The organism is Amycolatopsis camponoti, assembly GCF_902497555.1.
GTDB classification, from domain to species: domain Bacteria; phylum Actinomycetota; class Actinomycetes; order Mycobacteriales; family Pseudonocardiaceae; genus Amycolatopsis; species Amycolatopsis camponoti.
The window spans coordinates 259,777-278,379 of record NZ_CABVGP010000001.1 but is presented as its reverse complement, the minus strand read 5'-3'; the positions used below and the strand labels follow the sequence as shown (position 1 = coordinate 278,379).

Annotated in this window: 18 protein-coding genes; 12 read left to right on the top strand and 6 right to left on the bottom strand. The window is 69.6% G+C overall.

Annotated features, from left to right (window positions below):
- Positions 1–5: 5 nt before the first annotated feature.
- Entirely contained in the window at positions 6–1,676 is a 1,671-nt protein-coding gene (locus tag AA23TX_RS01370) for an ABC transporter substrate-binding protein (RefSeq protein ID WP_196425142.1), read from the bottom strand.
- 206 nt (positions 1,677–1,882) lie between these two features.
- Positions 1,883–3,139 (bottom strand): ROK family transcriptional regulator, encoded by a 1,257-nt coding sequence (locus AA23TX_RS01365; protein WP_155540785.1) that lies wholly within the window; start codon positions 3,137–3,139, stop codon positions 1,883–1,885.
- Between the two features lie 132 nt (positions 3,140–3,271).
- Here AA23TX_RS01365 and AA23TX_RS01360 point away from each other — a divergent pair, with 132 nt between their 5' ends.
- The 6 genes from AA23TX_RS01360 to AA23TX_RS01335 all read left to right on the top strand — a co-directional run bounded on the left by AA23TX_RS01360 (position 3,272) and on the right by AA23TX_RS01335 (position 11,484).
- A complete protein-coding gene (locus AA23TX_RS01360; RefSeq protein ID WP_155540784.1) occupies positions 3,272–4,507 on the top strand; it encodes an ROK family transcriptional regulator in 1,236 nt (411 codons plus the stop codon).
- Positions 4,508–5,011: 504 nt separating this feature from the next.
- Positions 5,012–6,244 carry a glycoside hydrolase family 16 protein gene (locus tag AA23TX_RS01355; RefSeq protein ID WP_155540783.1) on the top strand — a complete coding sequence of 411 codons (1,233 nt, stop codon included), beginning with the start codon at positions 5,012–5,014 and terminating at the stop codon, positions 6,242–6,244.
- Positions 6,245–6,321: 77 nt separating this feature from the next.
- The gene (locus AA23TX_RS01350; protein WP_230862293.1) at positions 6,322–7,389 is read left to right on the top strand and encodes a glycoside hydrolase family 75 protein; all 1,068 of its coding nucleotides are present in this window, start codon (positions 6,322–6,324) and stop codon (positions 7,387–7,389) included.
- Positions 7,386–9,248, top strand: coding sequence for a ricin-type beta-trefoil lectin domain protein (locus AA23TX_RS01345; RefSeq protein WP_196425141.1), 1,863 nt, complete (start codon positions 7,386–7,388; stop codon positions 9,246–9,248). The genes AA23TX_RS01350 and AA23TX_RS01345 overlap by 4 nt, the downstream gene beginning before the upstream one ends.
- Complete coding sequence (locus AA23TX_RS01340; RefSeq protein WP_155540782.1) at positions 9,245–10,606, top strand: chitinase; 1,362 nt, start codon at positions 9,245–9,247, stop codon at positions 10,604–10,606. Before AA23TX_RS01345 ends, AA23TX_RS01340 begins: the two co-directional genes overlap by 4 nt.
- Positions 10,607–10,824: 218 nt before the next feature.
- A complete protein-coding gene (locus AA23TX_RS01335) occupies positions 10,825–11,484 on the top strand; it encodes a DNA alkylation repair protein (RefSeq protein ID WP_155540781.1) in 660 nt (219 codons plus the stop codon).
- A gap of 129 nt (positions 11,485–11,613) precedes the next feature.
- On the opposite strand, the gene AA23TX_RS01330 is transcribed toward AA23TX_RS01335, so the two are convergent.
- A complete protein-coding gene (locus tag AA23TX_RS01330; RefSeq protein ID WP_155540780.1) occupies positions 11,614–12,336 on the bottom strand; it encodes a GntR family transcriptional regulator in 723 nt (240 codons plus the stop codon).
- Between the two features lie 114 nt (positions 12,337–12,450).
- Between AA23TX_RS01330 and AA23TX_RS01325 the strand changes: the two genes are divergently transcribed.
- The 5 genes from AA23TX_RS01325 (at position 12,451) to AA23TX_RS01305 (ending at position 16,756) form a co-directional block, all read left to right on the top strand.
- On the top strand, positions 12,451–13,695 hold the full coding sequence (locus AA23TX_RS01325; RefSeq protein ID WP_155540779.1) for an MFS transporter: 1,245 nt from the start codon (positions 12,451–12,453) through the stop codon (positions 13,693–13,695).
- Positions 13,696–13,772: 77 nt separating this feature from the next.
- On the top strand, positions 13,773–14,567 hold the full coding sequence (locus AA23TX_RS01320; RefSeq protein ID WP_155540778.1) for a putative hydro-lyase: 795 nt from the start codon (positions 13,773–13,775) through the stop codon (positions 14,565–14,567).
- A gap of 1 nt (position 14,568) precedes the next feature.
- Positions 14,569–15,318 carry a LamB/YcsF family protein gene (locus tag AA23TX_RS01315; protein WP_155540777.1) on the top strand — a complete coding sequence of 250 codons (750 nt, stop codon included), beginning with the start codon at positions 14,569–14,571 and terminating at the stop codon, positions 15,316–15,318.
- Complete coding sequence (locus tag AA23TX_RS01310) at positions 15,315–15,926, top strand: 5-oxoprolinase subunit B family protein (protein ID WP_155540776.1); 612 nt, start codon at positions 15,315–15,317, stop codon at positions 15,924–15,926. The genes AA23TX_RS01315 and AA23TX_RS01310 overlap by 4 nt, the downstream gene beginning before the upstream one ends.
- The gene (locus tag AA23TX_RS01305) at positions 15,923–16,756 is read left to right on the top strand and encodes a 5-oxoprolinase subunit C family protein (protein WP_155540775.1); all 834 of its coding nucleotides are present in this window, start codon (positions 15,923–15,925) and stop codon (positions 16,754–16,756) included. Before AA23TX_RS01310 ends, AA23TX_RS01305 begins: the two co-directional genes overlap by 4 nt.
- 15 nt (positions 16,757–16,771) lie before the next feature.
- Here the strand turns inward: AA23TX_RS01305 and AA23TX_RS01300 are convergent, their stop codons facing one another.
- Together AA23TX_RS01300 and AA23TX_RS01295 are read right to left on the bottom strand one after the other, a co-directional pair.
- Positions 16,772–16,951 (bottom strand): hypothetical protein, encoded by a 180-nt coding sequence (locus tag AA23TX_RS01300; protein ID WP_155540774.1) that lies wholly within the window; start codon positions 16,949–16,951, stop codon positions 16,772–16,774.
- The gene (locus AA23TX_RS01295) at positions 16,944–17,297 is read right to left on the bottom strand and encodes a hypothetical protein (RefSeq protein WP_155540773.1); all 354 of its coding nucleotides are present in this window, start codon (positions 17,295–17,297) and stop codon (positions 16,944–16,946) included. The genes AA23TX_RS01300 and AA23TX_RS01295 overlap by 8 nt, the downstream gene beginning before the upstream one ends.
- 75 nt (positions 17,298–17,372) lie before the next feature.
- On the opposite strand from AA23TX_RS01295, the gene AA23TX_RS01290 reads away from it, so the two are divergent.
- Entirely contained in the window at positions 17,373–17,951 is a 579-nt protein-coding gene (locus tag AA23TX_RS01290) for an ArsR/SmtB family transcription factor (protein WP_155540772.1), read from the top strand.
- Here AA23TX_RS01290 and AA23TX_RS01285 read toward each other — a convergent pair.
- Positions 17,948–18,574, bottom strand: coding sequence for an alpha-ketoglutarate-dependent dioxygenase AlkB family protein (locus tag AA23TX_RS01285; protein ID WP_196425140.1), 627 nt, complete (start codon positions 18,572–18,574; stop codon positions 17,948–17,950). The genes AA23TX_RS01290 and AA23TX_RS01285 overlap by 4 nt on opposite strands.
- Positions 18,575–18,603 lie beyond the last annotated feature (29 nt).

Here is an 18,603-nt window from a genome sequence, read left to right as displayed (position 1 = left end):
ATCGATCAGGCCGCGGGCTTCAGGTGCAGGACGATGTCGAGCGCGTTGCGCAGGGTGGGCTGCGCCGGGCCGTACGGGTTGGCCTCGTCCGGCCAGCCGACCCAGTTCTTCGTGCTGTACTCGCCACCGGAGTTGGCCGCCGAGGTCGGGACCATCGGCTGCTGGTCGATCATGATCTTCTGCAGCGTCGCCATGGCGGCGGTGCGGGCGGCGTCGTCCTCGGCGTTGGCGTAGGTCTCGAGCGCCTTGGTCGCCTCGTCGTTCTTGAAGCGGCCGTAGTTGCCGTTGATGCCGCCCTGGCCGGTCGGCTTGTAGCGGTTGCCGTCCATCACGTCGCGGTACATGTCGTACGGCGTCGCACCGTCGTTGGTCCAGTGCATCAGGCCCTCGAAGTCACCGGTGTCGACCGACTTGATCCACGCGTCCTGGTTCATCTTCTCGACCGTCGCGGTGATGCCGATCTGCGACAGGTTGTCCTTGATGATCTCCAGGTCGGTGATGTAGTCCGACCAGCCCGACGGGACGGTGAGCTTGAGGGTGACCGGCTTGCCGCTCGGGTCGGCCAGCTTGTCGCCGTTGAACTTGTAGCCCGCGCCGGTCAGCAGCGACTTGGCGCCCGGGACGTCGACCTGGACCGTCTGGCCCTTGTACTGCGGCGCGATGAACGGGTCGCCCGCCGGCGTCGGAATGCCGGTGACCTGGTCGTTCTTCGGGTAGAAGTAGCCGGCCTCGCCCTGGTTGAAGATGTCGTCGCGGTTGATCACCTTGCTGACCGCCTGACGCAGCTTCGCGTCGTTCCACGGCGCCTTCTCGGTGTTGAACCACAGGCCGTGGACGGCCAGCTGCGCGGGGAACCACAGCTTGTAGTGCTGCGGGTCCTTGTTCGTGTAGACGGCCTTGTAGTTCGGGATGAAGACGAAGCTCCACTCCGACGCCCCGCTGACCAGCGCCGCGACCTGCGCGTTGTTGTCGGTGTAGGAGGTGTAGCGGATCTCCTTGACCTTCGGCGCTTCCTGCCAGTAGCCGCTGTCGCGCCGGGTGACGATCATCGTCTGCGGCGTGGCCGACTTGAGCGTGTACGGCCCGGTGCCGATCGGGTTCTTCACGGTGTCGAGCGCCGGGTCCTTGACGGACTGCCAGGCGTGCTTCGGCACGACGAGCGTCTGCAGGATCTTGACCTGGTTGACGAACTGGGAGCTGTCGAAGCCCAGCGTCACCTGGTTGCCGGCCGGGGTGATGTCCTTGTACGGGACCGCGTCGACGTTCAGCGCCTTGTTGTCGCGCAGCAGCTGGAACGTGTAGGCGACGTCCTCGGCGGTCATCGGCTGGCCGTCGGAGAACTTGACGCCGTCACGGACGGTCAGGACCAGCTTCTTGTAGTTGTCCGACCAGTCCCACTTCGTCGCCAGCCACGGCTTGCCGGGCTCCTGCGGCTTGACGCGGTTGAGCATGACCAGGGGCTCGTAGATCATCCACCGGTAGCCCATGTTGGACAGGGCGGACGTCTCGAGGAACGGGTTGTTGTTCTCCGACTGCGGGCCGTCGGGCTTGCCCACGTTGAGCACCTGGTCCGGGTTGCTCTGCGCGGCGTTCGAGCTGCCGCCCGAACACGCGGTCAGGCTTCCGAGGGCCATCACGGCCACCAGCGCTGCGACGATGGAGCGCTTGACTCGCATCGTTCCTCCTAGTCATCGACGACGTGCGTAGGTGTCGACTGGTAGCGAGCCCCGACCGCCGGCGACCGAACGACGTCCAGAAGTCAACCCGGGTGACTCGGGTCACGTCAATAACATGGCGGTAACGTTTTGTACCTAAGTTTAAGTAATAAAAGAACTGGCGGTCTGGACCTGTCGGCCGCATTACTCCTTGCGCCGCAAGGGAATCAGCCGGTCCGTCCCCCGTTCGCGAGCAGCTGCGCGATGGGCAGGGTGGCCGCGCCGAGCGCGACCGCCTCCGGCCCGAGCCGGCCGAGGACGACCTCGGTGCGCCCGGCGAGGTAGTCGAGCGCGTGCCGGCTCACCGCGTCGCGCACGGCGGGCAGGATCGCCGGTCCCATGATCGCCCCCGCGGAGCCGGAAAGCACCACCCGATCCGGGCTGAGCAGGTTGATCAGGTTCGCGATGCCGATCCCCAGGTACTCGGCGGTCTCGGCGAGCACGTCGGCGGCGGCGCCCGCGGACCGCGACTCGGCCACGATGCGCGCCAGTTCGTCATCGCTTTCGTCCCCGATGACCGGTTCCTTGCCCACCCGGTCGGCGTAGTGGCGGACGACCGCCTCGGTGCCGACGTAGGCCTCCAGGCAGCCGTGCGAGCCGCACCGGCAGGCCGCCCCGGCCGCCTTGACGACGGTGTGGCCCCACTCGCTGGTCGTGATGTCCGGGTGCGAGCGCCCGGCCGTCGCGACGGCGGCCCCGACCCCGACGCCGAGGAGGGCGACGATGGCGCGTTCGGCACCCCGGCCGGCGCCCCGCCAGGCCTCGGCCTGCCCGAGCGTGCGGGCGCGGTTGTCGAGGTGGACCGGCATCTTTTGGGGGGCCCAGGGGGGCTCGCCCCCCGGCCGGGGTTCGGGGCTCGGCCCCGAAGGGAACAGCGCTTCGATGTGGGGGTGGATCAGGTCGGCGAAGGCCACCCCACGCCAGCCGAGGGTGGGCGCGTGCACGATCCCGCCGTCCCGTACCGCGCCGGGCACGCCGATGCCGACGCCGAACACCGCGTCCGGTTCGCCGCCTTCGAGCACTTCCGCGATGCCGGTTCGCACCAATCCGGCCACTTCGTCCGGATCCAGCCGGGTGCCGACGAGCGGGTGACGCACGGTGCCGAGCGTCCCGAGCGCCCAGTCGAACAGGCCGACCTCGACGTGCGTTTCGCCGACGTCGACGCCCACGACGTGCCCGAAGTCCGGCCGCACGGCCAGCAGCGTCCGCGGCCGCCCACCGTCGGATTCGACCGAGCCGGCCTCCGCGACGACGCCGTCGGCGATCAACTCGGAGACGACGTTGGTAACGGTGGCGGCCGAAAGTCCCGATTCAGCTACTAGCTCCAGTCTGCTGACGGGGCCGCGGAGGTAGAGGGAGGACAGGAGCGCCGCGCGGTTGTGCCGTCGGAGGTCTCTCGTTGTCTGGCGTACCACCTGGGTCACCTGGGGGATTGTGCCAGAGAGTGTCCGTGGGACTATCGGTTCGGGACTTAGTTCATCACTTAATACATAGCCACAACTTACGGCGATCAGGCATTCTTGCAGGGAGCCGGTAAGAGTTCAGATGGGTTGCCCATGGCGAGCAAGCGCACCACCGTCCGTGACCTGCGGAGGCACAACCGTTCCCTGCTGCTGTCGAAACTCTACTTCGACGGCCCGCTGTCGCGACACGAACTCAGCCAGCTCACCGGATTGAGCGCGGCCACGGTCAGCAACGTGACCGCCGAACTGGGCGAAGAACGGCTCATCACGGAGGCGGGACAGGTCGAGTCGGACGGCGGCCGGCCCCGCGTGCTGCTGCGCGTCGACCCGGCGTACGGGCACGTCGCGGGGGTCGACATCGGCGAGACCGGCGTCAAGGTCGAGCTGTTCGACCTGGCGATGAACCGCCTCGCGACGGTGGAGCACCCACTGCCGAAGGCACCGGACCCGGCGACGGCGGTCGACCAGGTGACGTCCGGGCTGCGCGAGGTGTTCGCGAGCGCGGGCATCGACGACTCGGCGGTGCTGGGCGTCGGCATCGGCGTACCGGGCATGGTCGAGCAGGGATCGCGGGTGCTGGTGCACGCGCCGACGGTCGGCTGGGAAGCGGTGCCGCTGGTGTCGCTGCTGCGCGAGGCCGGCGTCGGGCTGCCCTTGTTCGTCGACAACGGAGCGAAGACGCAGGGCCAGGCGGAGATGTGGTTCGGCGCCGGCCGCGGAGCGCGTCACGCGGTGATAGCGCTGATCGGCTCGGGCGTGGGCGCGGCGGTGGTGACGGACGGGACGACGTACCGCGGGTCGACGAGCAGCGCGGGCGAGTGGGGCCACACAACGATCGCGTACGGCGGGAACGACTGCCGCTGCGGCGCGCGAGGCTGCCTGGAGGCGTACATCGGCGCGGCCGGGGTGCTGTCCCGCTACCGCAAGGTGCGCGGCAAGGAGGTCCCGGGCGAGGACGAGCAGGCCCAGTTCGCGGCCCTGCTGGAGGCGGCCCCCCGCTCCAAGACGGCATCCCGCGTCCTCGACGAGACGGCGGGCTACCTGGGGGCGGGGATAGCGAACTTGATCAACTTGTTCAACCCGGAGCGCATAGTGATCGGCGGCTGGGCCGGCCTGGCCCTGGGAGAGTTGCTGTTGCCGAGAATCCGCGAGGCGGCGGGCGAGCACGCGCTACAGCACCCGTTCAGCCAGACATCGATCCAGCTGGGCTCCCTAGGCCTGGACGCGGTGGCAACAGGAGCGGCAACGTTGCCAGTGGCAGACCTCCTGGACCAGGGAGCAACATCAAGAACGGCAAAGCCAGGAGCACCGGACTCCGACGCAGCCTGAGCAGGCAAACGGGCAAGCGGGCACGAGAACAGGCACCGAGGAGAACCCAGACTCCCCCGCACCCCGATCCGAAGCCAGAACACGGCCGGCGGCGCCGGGTCAAGGCATCTTTCCCGCCTTGACGCGGTGTCGCCGGCCGTAGTCACAATGAGGGCTTCGGGGTGCCGGAGGGGCCAAGCCGCGCCAAAGGCGGTCGACCACCGTGCACCACTGACCGGGAACCACCCCAAGGCCCCCGCGCCAAGGCCCACCCCCCGTCACCCACCCACCCTTAATTCGGGTTGAAAAAAAATGACCGCCCGACAGTTGCCCGCCTTGTCTGGACCATGCATACTTTGTTGCCAGGCACAACAAAGGTCTGAACCAACTCCGTGACCCACCCCCGCCCCGGGCCGCGGTGTCCGGTCCCGCCTGCCGCCGCCCCGGCATGCGAGGCCACCTCCCCCTCCCGCGTTTCGTGCTGCGCGCGGAACGCCGGTCCCCCTGGTGAGAGAGGCGACAAAGATGTCCACCTCGTTCCGCAAGTTCCGCGGCCTCCGAAGAGCAGCAGCCCTCTTCGCCGCCGGCTCCCTGCTCTTCCTCGGCCAGCAAGCGCTGACCGCCCCCGCCGCCGAAGCCGCCGCCACCTTCACCGACGACTTCAACGGCCCCGCCGGTGCCGCCGTCGACGGGTCCAAGTGGCAGCTCGAAACCGGCGACAACGTCAACAACCACGAACGCCAGTACTACACGTCCGGCACCAACAACGCCCAGCTCGACGGCCAGGGCCACCTCGTCATCACCGCGAAGCGCGAAAACCCCGGCAACTACAACTGCTGGTACGGACGCTGCGAGTACACCTCCGCGCGGATGAACACCGCCGGCAAGTTCAGCCAGGCCTACGGCCACTTCGAGACGCGCATGAAGCTCCCACGCGGGCAAGGCATGTGGCCGGCGTTCTGGATGCTCGGCGGCGGCAACTGGCCGACCGACGGCGAGATCGACGTCATGGAGAACGTCGGGTTCGAGCCGAACACCGTGCACGGCACCATCCACGGCCCCGGCTACTCCGGTTCCGGCGGCATCGGCGCGGCCTACAACGGCCCGAACTTCTCCGACGACTTCCACACCTACGCCGTCGACTGGGCGCCGAACCAGATCAAGTGGTACGTCGACGGCAACCTCTACCAGACACGCACGCCGTCCGACCTGAACGGCAACCGCTGGGTCTACGACCACAACTTCTTCATCATCCTCAACCTCGCCGTCGGCGGGTACTGGCCCGGCGACCCCAACAGCAGCACGCAGTTCCCGCAGCAGCTGGTCGTCGACTACGTCCACGTCACCAACGACACCGGCGGCGGCACCCCGAGCGGGCGCACCGGGCGGATCACCGGCATCGGCGGCAAGTGCGTCGACGTCGCCGGCGCGAACTCCGCCAACGGCACGCCGATCCAGATCACCGACTGCAACAACAACGCGGCGCAGAACTGGACCATCGGCACCGACGGCACGATCCGCGCTCTCGGCAAGTGCATGGACGTCAGCGCAGCCGGCACCGCGGACGGGACGCCGGTGCAGCTCTACGACTGCAACGGAACCGCCGCCCAGCAGTGGGCGATCTCCGGGGCGAGGGACATCGTGAACCCCAACGCGAACAAGTGTCTCGACGCCACCGGCAACTCCAGTGCGAACGGCACCCGCCTGCAGATCTGGACCTGCGGCGGCGGCGCCAACCAGAAGTGGACCACTCCCTGATCCACCACCACGGGTAGGCGAACCCCGCCCGGTTCGCCTACCCGGCACTGTTTCCTTCCCCCACAAGGAGAATCCAAGTGCGACGATTCCTCGTCGCGCTAATGGGGTGTGCCCTGTTAGCGCTTTCCTTCCTGACCACCGGCTCCGCCCAAGCCGCCGTCGAGGCCGGCCCGTCCGCGAGCCAGCTGCTCGCGAAGACGACGTCCTGCCAGCAGATCTCGAACGGCAAGTACTCCTTCGACGAAGGCGGCGCGGCGACCGTGCCCGTCTGCCAGGCCAACGGCGCGGTCTTCTTCAAGGCCGACATGGACATCGACTGCGACGGCGTCCGCACGTCGCAGTGCAACGAGCAGACCGACTGCTGCTTCTACCCGGACACCGCGTTCCACACGTCGACCGACCAGCCGCTCAACGCCGCGCAGCTGCCGTACATCGTGCTGCCGCAGCCGACGTCCACCTGGGACTATCGCAACTACGGCATCGACGGCGGCTCGGTCGTGGCGGTGATCTACAACAACCAGGTCACCTACGCAGTGGTCGGCGACACCGGCCCGACGAGCATCATCGGTGAGGCGTCCTACGCCACCGCGGTCAACCTCGGCATCAACCCCGACCCGTCGAACGGCGGCACCGAGGGCCCGGTGACGTACATCGTGTTCCCGAACACGCACGTCAACCCGATCGAGAACCACGCCAACGCCACCAGCCTCGGCGAGCAGGTCGCCACGCAGTTCGCCGGCGGCACCACCACGCCGCCCACCCAGAACGCGGGCCGGATCACCGGCGTCGGCGGCAAGTGCGTCGACGTCGCGGGCGCGAACAACGCCAACGGCACCGCCGTGCAGCTCTACGACTGCAACGGCTCGACCGCTCAACAGTGGACGGTCGGCACCGACGGCACGGTCCGCGCGCTCGGCAAGTGCCTCGACGTCACCAGCGCGGGCACGGCCAACGGCACGACGGTCCAGCTGTACGACTGCAACGGGTCGAACGCGCAGAAGTGGTCGGCCAACGGATCGCAGAACCTCGTGAACGCCGGCTCGGGCAAGTGCCTCGACGCCACCGGCAACTCGAGCGCCAACGGGACCCGGCTCCAGATCTGGACCTGCGGCACCGGCGCGAACCAGAAGTGGACACTGCCATGAGGAAGCGCTCTCTCTTCAGCATTCTCGGCGTGACCGCGCTCGCCGCGGCCACCTTCGCCGTGCCCGCGCAGGCCGCGGGCGAGACCGTGAACGTCTGGCTCACCACGACCGACGACGCCAAGGGCGTCAACGTCACCCGCGGCCTGCAACAGCAGACGCCGATCAGCTTCACCGCGGGCACCGGCACCGGCGGCCAGACCATCAACGTCAACGAGAACACGACCTACCAGCAGTTCGAGGGCGCCGGCGCGTCGTTCACCGACTCCGCCGCGTGGCTGCTCAACTCGAGCAACCTGCTCAGCGCCACCACCCGCAACCAGGTCATGCAGAAGCTGTTCGACCCGAACGCGGGCATCGGCATCAGTTTCCTGCGCAACCCGATCGGCGCGTCGGACATCGCGCGCTACAGCTACACGTTCGACGACGTGCCGGCCGGGCAGACCGACCCGAACCTGACGAAGTTCTCCATCGCGCACGACCAGACCGACGTCCTGCCGCTGACCAAGCAGGCGCTGCAGCTCAACCCGCAGATCAAGGTCATGGCGTCGCCGTGGAGCGCGCCACCGTGGATGAAGGACAACGACAGCTACCTGCTCGGCTGGGTCGAGTCGCAGTTCTACCCGGCCTACGCGCAGTACTTCGTCAAGTACGCCCAGGCGTACCAGGCCGCCGGCGTGCCGATCAACTACCTGTCCGTCCAAAACGAACCGACGTGCTGCGCGAGCTACCCGTCGACCAACTGGAACGGCGCCGGCCTGGCGTACTTCACCAAGAACAACCTGCTGCCCGCACTGCAGAACGCCGGACTGTCCACAAAGGTGCTCGCGCTCGACTGGAACTGGGACCAGTACCAGTCCTTCGCCGCGCCCACGATGGACGACGCGGCCATCCGCAGCCACCCGAACTTCGGCGGCATGGCGTGGCACGGCTACGGCGGCGACGTCTCGCAGCAGACGACCGTGCACAACCAGTACCCGAGCGTGAACGCGTACTCGACCGAGCACTCCGGCGGCACCTGGGTGTCGAACCAGCAGGCCGAGGACATGACGAACATCGTCGACTACACGCGCAACTGGAGCCGCACGGTCACCAAGTGGAGCCTGGCGATGGACCAGGCGCACAACCCGCACAACGGCGGCTGCGACACGTGCACCGGGCTGGTGACCGTCCACAACGGAGACGGGCGCAACGGCCAGGTCGACTACACCGTCGAGTACTACACGATGGGTCACCTGACGAAGTTCGTGAAGCCGGGCGCGTCCCGGATCGACTCGAACGACAACTCGACGGTCCGCAACGTCGCGTGGAAGAACCCGGACGGCTCGAAGGCGCTGATCGCGTACAACACCAGCACCGGCAACCAGAGCGTCCGCGTGAACTGGGGCAACTCGTCGTTCACCTACACCCTGCCGGGGCACACGTCGGCGACGTTCACCTGGGCCGGCACCCAGGGCAGCGGGGGCGGTGGCACCGGCAAGACCGGCCCGATCACCGGGCTCGGCGGCAAGTGCCTGGACGTCGCGAACGGCAGCAGCGCGAACGGCACCGCCGTCCAGCTCTACGACTGCAACGGCTCGGGCGCGCAAGCGTGGACGGTCGGCACCGACGGCACGATCCGCGCACTGGGCAAGTGCCTCGACGTCACCGGACAGTCCACAGCGGACGGCGCGCAGCTGCAGCTGTGGGACTGCGGCGGGACGGCGAACCAGAGATGGGCGGCGACCGCGGCGCGCGACATCGTCGGGGCAGCGTCGAGCAAGTGCCTCGACGCGACCGGCAACTCCAGCGCCAACGGCACCCGGCTGCAGATCTGGACGTGCACCGGTGCCGCCAACCAGAAGTGGAACGTGCCCGCATGAAGAAGACAGCAGCATTCGGCGCCCTGATCGCGGCGTCAGCACTGGTGTTCGCTCCGGGTGTCGCGCAGGCGGCGACCGGGCCCATCACCGGCCTGGCCGGCAAGTGCGTCGACGTCAACGCGGCGAGCACCGCGAACGGCACGGCGATCCAGCTCTACGACTGCAACGGCAGCGGCGCCCAGCAGTGGACGACCGGCAGCGACGGATCGCTGCAGGCCCTGGGCAAGTGCCTCGACGTCACGAGCGCCGGAACGGCCAACGGCACCACCGTCCAGCTCTGGGACTGCAACGGCTCCAACGCCCAGAAGTGGACGGCCAACGCGGCGAAGAACCTGGTCAACACCGGCTCGGGCAAGTGCCTGGACGCGACCGGCAACTCCAGCGCGAACGGCACCCGGCTGCAGATCTGGACCTGCGCGAGCACGGCCAACCAGCAGTGGACACTCCCGTCCGGCGGCACCACCCCGCCGCCGTCCGGGCCGGGCGTGATGGCCGTCGCGCCGTACCTCTACAACGGCTGGGGCAACCCGCCGAGCCCGCAGACGATCCAGAACGCCACCGGCGTCAAGTGGTTCACGCTGGCGTTCGTCCTGTCCAACGGCTACTGCAACCCGATGTGGGACGGCGGCCGGGCGCTGACCGGCGGCGTCGACCAGAACACGATCAACGCGGTGCGCGCGGGCGGCGGGGACGTCATCCCGTCGTTCGGCGGCTACTCCGGCAACAAGCTGGAGTCGTCGTGCGGCAGCGCGGGTGAGCTGGCCGCGGCGTACCAGAAGGTGATCAGCGCCTACGGCCTCAAGGCGATCGACATCGACATCGAGGCCGACGCCTACAGCAACCCGACGGTGCAGCAGCGCACGGTCGACGCGCTGAAGACGGTCCGGGCGAACAACGCGGGCATCAAGCTGTACGTCACGTTCGGCACCGGGCAGTCCGGACCGGACAACAGCCTGGTCAACCGGGCGGCCCAGTCGGGGCTCACGGTCGACGGCTGGGTGATCATGCCGTTCGACTTCGGCGGCGCCGGCCAGAACATGGGCACGCTCACGCAGCGCGCGGCCGAAGGGCTCAAGAACGTCGTCAAGTCGGCTTACGGCTACGACGACGACACGGCCTACCGGCACATGGGCATCTCGTCGATGAACGGCATCACGGACAACAGCGAGACGGTCACGTTGAACGATTTCAATGCGATCTTGGCCTACGCGAACCAGCACCACCTGGCCCGGCTGACGTTCTGGTCGGCCAACCGCGACCGGCCGTGCCCGGGCGCCTACCCGAACGACGACACGTGTTCGGGTGTTTCCCAGCAGGCGTGGGACTTCACGAGGATCTTCGCCCGCTACGCCGGCTGACCCCGGTTCGACGACGAAGGCCCGGCTCCGGCCGGGCCTTCGTGCGTTCCGGGCTGCCGGACCGTGACACTGGGGAGGCCCCGGCCCGGCAGCGAGGTGGTTCCGCCTGCCGCTGGGGGTCTCCGGCGGCGAAACCGCTCAGAGGTTATCCAGCCGGGATCGCTTTTGGGGAGTCCGGAAACCAGAGATGCCCGAAGGGGCACCCTAGACTGGCCGCCGTGCCCGAACCGACGGTGAACGACGTCCTGGCCGAGCTGGCCGCGCTCGACGAGCCGCGTGCCCGCGAGATCAACGCGAAGCACGGCGACGACCACGGCGTGAACCTCACCAAGCTGCGCGCGGTGGCGAAGCGGCTGAAGACGCAGCAGGAGCTGGCCCGCGAGCTGTGGGCCACCGACGACACGGCGGCAAAGCTCCTGGCGACGCTGATCTGCCGCCCGAAGGCGTTCGAGCGCGCCGAGCTGGACGCGATGCTGCGGACCGCGCGCACGCCGAAGGTGCACGACTGGCTCGTCAACTACGTGGTGAAGAAGAGCCCGCACGCCGAGGAGCTGCGCGTGGCGTGGTTCGCCGACCCGGACCCGGTGATCGCGAGCGCCGGCTGGGCGCTGACCACCGATCGCGTGGCACAGGGGCACGATGATCTCGGCAACCTGCTCGAAATCATCGAAAAGGAAATGAAGGACGCGCCGGAACGCCTGCAGTGGGCGATGAACCACTGCCTGGCCCAGATCGGGATCGAGCACGCCGAGCACCGCGCCCGAGCCATCGAAATAGGCGAACGCCTCGAGGTCCTGAAGGACTACCCGACGCCCCCGAACTGCACGTCGCCGTTCGCGCCGATCTGGATCACCGAGATGGTGCGCCGCAAGGGATAGTCACTCCACCGCGACGGCCGCCCGAGCCGCCGCGGCTCGGGCCGGTGCGACAGCCGAGCGCCTCGCCAACCCTTCCGCGCCAGGGCCCTGCCAAAGGCGGCCCGGCCCACCGCGCGCCGCCGAAAGCAGCTAGTCCACCGCGACCGCCGCCCGAGCTGCCTCGGCTCGGTCGGCGTACGCCTCGACCAGCTGTTCCTCCGCGTCCTCGAGGTACTTCATCAGCAGCTGCTCCGCGCCCGGGCCGTCGCCGGCCTCGATGCGGTCCAGGATCTCGTGGTTGCGGGGCAGGTAGCGCTCGTGGAAGCGCCGGGGCTCGGCCATGATGTGGAACACCAGCCGCAGCTCGGCGGTCAGCCTGCCGACCAGCTCGTTGACGCGCTCGCTGCCCGACAGGGCCGCCAGCTCCTGGTGGAACCACACGTTCGCGGTGCCGAGGTCCTTCCAGTTGCCGGTGCGCGCGGCCTCGTCGCCGATCTCGACCTTCTCGCGAATCCGGGCGAACGAAGCCGGCTTCGCCGTCACCCCCCGGACGGCCGCGCACTCGATGATCTTGCGGACGCGGTAGATGTCGACGACGTCCTCGACGCTCGGGATGCGGACGAAGACCCCGCGGTTGAGCTCGTGGGCGAGCAGCCGCTCGTGCGTGAGCAGCCGGAACGCCTCCCTGAGCGTGTTGCGCGAGACGCCGAGCGCGTTGCCGATGTCCTGCTCCGACAGCCGGCCGCCGGGCAGGAAGAAGCCCTCCGCGATGCGCTTGCGCAGCACGCCCGCCACCCGCTCGGCCGTGCTCTTGCGACTGACCAGGCCCCGGTCGGCCTCGAGGCCCGGGAGCCCGCTGTCTTCGATGACCACAAGACAGATGGTACCCGTCACACTGAGGACGATGTAATTGCCATCTTGTGGAATTGTTCAACAATCCCTAGTGTGTGAGGCACGCCACGATGAGAGACTGGCCAGGAGGTGCCCATGACTGCGACAACTGCTACCGAGGCCCGGCCGTTCGACTGGTTCCGCACGCTCGGCAAACGCGGGCAACGCGCGTTCGCGGGCGCTTTCGGCGGCTACGGCCTGGACTCGTTCGACTACCAGACCCTGCCGCTCGGCCTCGCCGCGATCACCGCGTACTTCGGCATTTCGAGCGGTGAAGCCGGCCTGCTCGGCACGACGACGCTGGTCGTGTCGGCCATCGGCGGGGTCGGGGCCGGCATGCTGGCCGACCGGATCGGCCGCGTCCGCACGCTCCAGATCACCATCGCGATGTACACGATCTTCACCGTGCTCTGCGGGTTCGCGCCGAACTTCGAGACGCTGCTCATCTTCCGCGCACTGCAGGGCCTGGGCTTCGGCGGTGAGTGGGCGGCCGGCGCCGCGCTGGTCGCGGAGTACTCGCAGGCCCGCTACCGCGGCCGGACCGTGGCCTTCGTGCAGAGCGCCTGGGCGGTCGGCTGGGGCCTGTCGGTGATCGTCTACACCGTCGTGTTCAGCCTGGCGAGCCCCGACCTGGCCTGGCGCATCATGTTCTGGACCGGCGTCATCCCGGCCCTGTTCGTGCTGTGGGTCCGCAAGAGCGTCAAGGACGCCCCGCGCGCCGAGGAACGCCTGAAGGCCGAACGCCCGAAGGGCACGCTCGTCAAGATCTTCAAGGCCGACCTGCTGCGCACGACGTTCTTCGCCGCGCTGCTCGCCACCGGCGTCCAGGGCGGGTACTACACGATCTCGACGTGGCTGCCGTCCTACCTGAAGAAGACGCGCGAGCTGACCGTGATCGGCACCGGCGGGTACCTCGCGTTCCTCATCACCGGCGCCTTCGTCGGCTACGTCTGCGGCGGCTACCTGACCGACCTGATGGGACGCAAGAAAACGTTCCTGACGTTCGCGCTGCTGTCGGCCGCGCTGATCGTCGCGTACACGCAGATACCCAAAGGCGCCAACGGGCTCGTGCTCGTCCTCGGCTTCCCGCTCGGCTTCTCGATGTCCGCGATCTTCAGCGGCTTCGGCGCCTACCTCGCCGAGCTGTACCCGACGTCGCTGCGCGGCACGGGTCAGGGCTTCACGTACAACTTCGGCCGTGCCGTGGGCGCGATCTTCCCGACCGTCGTGGGCTTCCTCGGCGCGGGCGGCGCGATCGTGTTCGGCGCGCTCGGCTACGGCATCGCCGTGCTCGCACTGCTGGGCCTTCCCGAGACCCGGGGTATCGAACTCGTCGACTGAATCTTGTGGGGGTGCAACCCCCACACCCCGCCCGGGGGCCCGCCCCCGGACCCGGAAATTTCCCTGAGGGGGAACTCATGACGACCTTTGACGAACCCGCGACGTTCACTCCCGCTCAAGCGCGAGAAGCGTTCCGCCGCGGCACCGCCCGGCCGACCACCGGCTGGGCCAACGGCTTCACGCAGACCAACCTGATCGCCGTGCCCGAGGACTGGGCGTACGACGTCCTGCTGTTCTGCACCCGCAACCCGCAGCCGTGCCCGCTGCTCGACGTCACCGACCCCGGCGACCCGGAAACCCGGCTCGCCGCGAGCGCGGACCTGCGCACCGACCTGCCGCGCTACCGGATCTGGCAGAACGGCGTGCTGGCCGGCGAGGTGTCCGACGCGACCGGCCTGTGGCGCAGCGACATGGTCGCCTTCTCCATCGGCTGCAGCTTCACGTTCGAGACGGCCCTGGCCGCCGAGGGCGTCCCGCTGCGGCACGTCGACCAGGGCCGCAACGTCGCGATGTACGTGACGAACCGGCCGTGCGAGCCCGCCGGGCGGCTGTTCGGGCCGATGGTCGTCTCGATGCGGCAGATCCCGGAGGACCGCGTCGACGACGCCATCCGGATCACCCGCGCGATGCCGGCCGTGCACGGCGCGCCCGTGCACGTCGGCGACCCGGGCGCGCTGGGGATCGAAGACCTCTCCCGGCCGGACTTCGGCGACCCGGTGGAGGCGGAGCCGGGTGACGTCCCGGTGTTCTGGGCCTGCGGGGTCACCCCGCAGGCGGCGCTGATGGCGTCACGGCCCCCCTTTGCGATCACCCACGCGCCGGGGTACATGTTCATCACCGACCGCCACGACAGCGAATACCGGGTGGGCTGAAATGGATCTGAACAGCGATCTCGGCGAAGGCTTCGGCGCCTGGAAGATGGGCGACGACGAAGCCATGCTCGACATCGTGACCAGCGCGAACATCGCGTGCGGCTTCCACGCCGGCGACCCGTCGGTGATGCGGCGGGTGTGCGACCTGGCGGCCGAGCGCGGGGTCGCGATCGGCGCGCACGTCGGGTACCACGACCTGGCCGGCTTCGGCCGGCGCGCGCTCGACATCGCGCCGGCCGACCTGGCGGACGAGGTGCTCTACCAGATCGGGGCGCTGGACGCGTTCGCCCGCGCGGCGGGCAGCCGCGTGACGTACGTGAAGCCGCACGGCGCGTTGTACAACACCGCGGCGGTGGACGTCGAGCAGGCCGCGGCGATCGTCGACGGCCTGCGCCGGTACGACCCCGGGCTCGCGCTGCTCTGCCTGCCGGACTCGGAAATGCAGCGGCAGGCGGAAAAAGCGGGCGTGGTGGCGTACGCGGAGGCGTTCGCCGACCGGGCCTACACGGCCGACGGCAAGCTCGTGTCGCGCAAGAAGCCGGGCGCGGTGCTGCACGACGCCGACGTGGTGGCCCGGCGCGCGGTCGGCATGGCCACCGGCGGCGTCGTCACGGAGGACGGCACCGAGCTCGAGCTGCGCCCGGACTCCCTGTGCGTGCACGGGGACACGCCGGGCGCGGTGGAGCTGGCCAAGCGGATCGCGGCCGCGCTGACCGAGGGCGGCATCGAGCTGGGGGCGTTCACCGGATGACCGTCCGGCTGCTGCCGTGCGGGCGGCGCGCGGTGCTGGTGGAACTGGACGACGTGCTGGGGTTCCAGGCCGCGCTTGCCCGCCTCGGCCCGGCGGGCGTCGAGGAGCTGGTCCCGGCGGCGCGGACGCTGCTGGTCCGCTTCGACCCGGCGGTGACGGACGCGGACCGCCTGGGCGCCCTGCTACGCGAGGTGTCCCCTGTGGACAGTGCGGTGTCCGCTTCGGCCGAGGTGGTGATCCCGGTGCGGTACGACGGCGAGGACCTGGCCGACGTCGCGGCCGAGGCGGGCTTGCGCATCTCCGAGGTGATCGCCCGGCACAGTGCGGGTTCGTACGTCTCGGCGTTCTGCGGGTTCGCGCCGGGATTCGCCTACCTGTCCGGTTCGGACCCGGCACTGCACGTCTCGCGCCGGTCGACACCGCGGACGCGCATCCCGGCGGGGTCGGTGGCGATCGCCGGGGAGTACAGCGCGGTCTACCCGAGCGCGTCGCCCGGCGGCTGGCGGCTGCTCGGCCGGACGGACGTGCCGGTGTGGGACGTCGAACGCGACCCGCCGAACCTGCTGCCACCGGGCACGAGGGTGCGGTTCGAGGCGGTGACGGCGTGAAGCTCGAAGTCGTGCGGCCGGGGTTCACGACGACGGTGCAGGACCTCGGCCGGCCCGGCCACGCGGCGCTCGGCGTCGGCCGGTCCGGCGCGGCCGACCGCGCGTCGTTCCGGCTGGCCAACCGGCTGGTCGGGAACCCCGCGGACGCCGCGGCGTTGGAAGTGACGCTGGGCGGTCTGGTGCTGCGCGCCTCGGCCGTCACGACGGTGGCGGTGACCGGCGCGCTGTGCCCGGTGTCGCCGGGTGGCATGAACGCGCCGATGACGTTGTGGCCGGGCGACGAACTGGTGCTGGGCACGGCTTCGCACGGTTTGCGTTGCTACGTCGCGGTGCGCGGCGGGATCGACGTCACGCCGGTGCTCGGCTCGCGGTCGACCGACACGCTCGGCAAGCTGGGGCCGCCGCCGCTCGCCGCCGGGATGCTGCTGCCGGTGGGCACGCCCGGCGCCTTCCCGGTGGCCGACCTGGCGCCGCGTGCGGCGTTGCCGGCCGCGCCGGTCCTGCGCGTCACGCCGGGACCGCGTCGCGACTGGTTCACCTCGCCGGACGACTTGCTGTCCACTGTGTACACGGTTTCGCCGGACTCGGACCGCGTCGGGATCCGGCTGACCGGGCCGCCGCTTTCCCGCGCACGGGAAGGGGAACTGCCGTCCGAGGCGTGCGTGCCCGGGTCGGTGCAGGTGCCGCCGTCGGGCCGGCCGATCCTGTTCCACGCCGACTCCCCGACGACGGGCGGGTACCCGGTGATCGCCGTCGTCGAGGAGGACGACCTCGACGTCGCGGCCCAGCTGCGGCTGGGCCAGACCGTGAGCTTCCGTCCCGCGTCGTGAGTGGGAAACAGGGTTCTAACCCGGTTTCCCACTCACGACCACCAGCAGCCAGACCACGTTCGTGAGGACGATCGCCAGCCAGAGCGGCCACCGGCGCCCGGTCGGCAGCCGGCCCGGCTCGGCCAGGTAGGCGTCGAGGGCCTCGGCGACCTGGTCGTCGATCTCGTCGCGCAGGCGCGGGTCCAGCTCAGACATGCGCCGGCACCGGCCGCGGGACCGCCACCGCCAGGCACGCCAGCGCCAGCGGGACCTCCAGACCGGCCATGAGCAGCGAGAACACCACGTCGTCGCCGGCCGTCACGACGTCGAACCAGGCGTCGGCCAGCAGGAGCGTCGCCGTGCCGATCGCGGCGAACGGCACCCGCGGGTCGTCGCGGCCGAGCAGCCAGGCCGTCGCCAGCAGGCCGGCCGCTTCCGCCGTGTCGAAGCCCGTCCACGCGAGCCGCCAGTGCTGCGCCTGCACGACCTCCGGCAGCGTCAGCCCCAGTACCGCGATCCACGGCAGCAGGCAGAGGCCCGCCGCCCAGAAGAGTCTTTTCATCGAAACCCCCGTTCGCCGACCACGGTAGCGATTGCAGAGGTTCTTTGCAAATATCCTCTGTAGTACGCTCCGGCCATGGTCGAACGTCCCGAACGGCGCGTCCTCACCGGCGCGGATCTCAAGGCCTTCTACAAGGCCCTGGCCAACCCGGTCCGCCGCGACATCCTGTCCTACCTGGGCAAACACGGCGAAGCGAACTCGACGAGCGTCGCGAAGGCCCTCGGCGAGAGCACCGGGACGACCAGCTACCACCTCCGCAAGCTCGCCGATCTCGACCTCATCGCGGAGATCGAAGACCGCGGAGACGGCCGCGAGCGCTGGTGGAAGTCGCTGATGAAGGACATCTACACCCCGCCCGGCCTCGAGATGACCGACGACGAGCGCGAAGCCGCGCGCAAGCTCGGCACGCTCAAGATGAGCCACGACCTCGGCCTGGTCGCGCGGGCGTACGCGGGCTACGACGACGCCAAGGGCTGGAACCAGATCTACCGCGGCGGGCTGACCCTGACGAAGGAGCAGATCGCGTCGTTCGTCGAGGAGTACCAGGCCCTGCTCTGGAAGTACGTCACCGAGCCGGGCCACCACCCGCCCGGCTCGCGCGCGGTCGCCGTCCGGCTGATCGTGGTGCCCGAAGAAGAGTCCATTGAGGACTAGAGGCCCGAGACCCGCAGCGTGATGTTCAGCCGGCCGGTCAGGCCGAGTGCCGGGTCCGCCGTGCCGGAGAGGGTCTTCGGCACGCCGTGGTAGGCGTACCGGGACGGGCCGCCGAACACGAAGACGTCGCCCGAGTGCAGCTCGACGTCCGTGTAGGGCTTGTTGCGGGACTCGGTGTTGCCGAAGCGGAACACGCACGTGTCGCCGAGGCTGAACGACACCACCGGGGCCGAGCTGCGCTCGTCCTTGTCCTGGTGCTGCCCCATCTTCGTCTTCGCGGCGTAGAAGTTGACCAGCGCGGTGTCGGGCTCGTAGCCGTCGGCCGGCTCGCCGTACGCGTCCGCGAGCGCGCGGCGGCCCAGGTCGCCGAGCCAGTCCGGGAACGGCAGCACCGGCTTGCCGTCGTCGGTCGTGCGTGAGTAGCCGTTGGGGTACCAGTGCCAGCCGAGGCAGACGGTCTTCACCGACATGACTCCGCCGTTCGGGTAGGTCGTGTGGCGGTAGCCGGGCCAGCCGCGGCAGGCGGCGACGAGCTCGCGCTGTTCGTCGAAGCCGAGCCAGTCGGGCACGTGCACGGCACCGGGCGCGAGTTCGGCGCGCGGGCGCGGGAGGAGGGCGTCCATCACCTCGATTGTGCCGGAGACTCCAGCCG

Excerpts from the sequence above, each read along its gene's own strand:
- AA23TX_RS01290 (WP_155540772.1), top strand. The coding sequence starts at position 17,373 with ATGGTCGAACGTCCCGAACGGCGCGTCCTCACCGGCGCGGATCTCAAG.
- AA23TX_RS01285 (WP_196425140.1), bottom strand. The coding sequence starts at position 18,574 with ATGGACGCCCTCCTCCCGCGCCCGCGCGCCGAACTCGCGCCCGGTGCC.
- AA23TX_RS01320 (WP_155540778.1), top strand. The coding sequence starts at position 13,773 with ATGACGACCTTTGACGAACCCGCGACGTTCACTCCCGCTCAAGCGCGA.
- AA23TX_RS01325 (WP_155540779.1), top strand. The coding sequence starts at position 12,451 with ATGACTGCGACAACTGCTACCGAGGCCCGGCCGTTCGACTGGTTCCGC.
- AA23TX_RS01340 (WP_155540782.1), top strand. The coding sequence starts at position 9,245 with ATGAAGAAGACAGCAGCATTCGGCGCCCTGATCGCGGCGTCAGCACTG.
- AA23TX_RS01300 (WP_155540774.1), bottom strand. The coding sequence starts at position 16,951 with ATGTCTGAGCTGGACCCGCGCCTGCGCGACGAGATCGACGACCAGGTC.
- AA23TX_RS01345 (WP_196425141.1), top strand. The coding sequence starts at position 7,386 with ATGAGGAAGCGCTCTCTCTTCAGCATTCTCGGCGTGACCGCGCTCGCC.
- AA23TX_RS01310 (WP_155540776.1), top strand. The coding sequence starts at position 15,315 with ATGACCGTCCGGCTGCTGCCGTGCGGGCGGCGCGCGGTGCTGGTGGAA.
- AA23TX_RS01295 (WP_155540773.1), bottom strand. The coding sequence starts at position 17,297 with ATGAAAAGACTCTTCTGGGCGGCGGGCCTCTGCCTGCTGCCGTGGATC.
- AA23TX_RS01360 (WP_155540784.1), top strand. The coding sequence starts at position 3,272 with ATGGCGAGCAAGCGCACCACCGTCCGTGACCTGCGGAGGCACAACCGT.
- AA23TX_RS01315 (WP_155540777.1), top strand. The coding sequence starts at position 14,569 with ATGGATCTGAACAGCGATCTCGGCGAAGGCTTCGGCGCCTGGAAGATG.
- AA23TX_RS01370 (WP_196425142.1), bottom strand. The coding sequence starts at position 1,676 with ATGCGAGTCAAGCGCTCCATCGTCGCAGCGCTGGTGGCCGTGATGGCC.
- AA23TX_RS01355 (WP_155540783.1), top strand. The coding sequence starts at position 5,012 with ATGTCCACCTCGTTCCGCAAGTTCCGCGGCCTCCGAAGAGCAGCAGCC.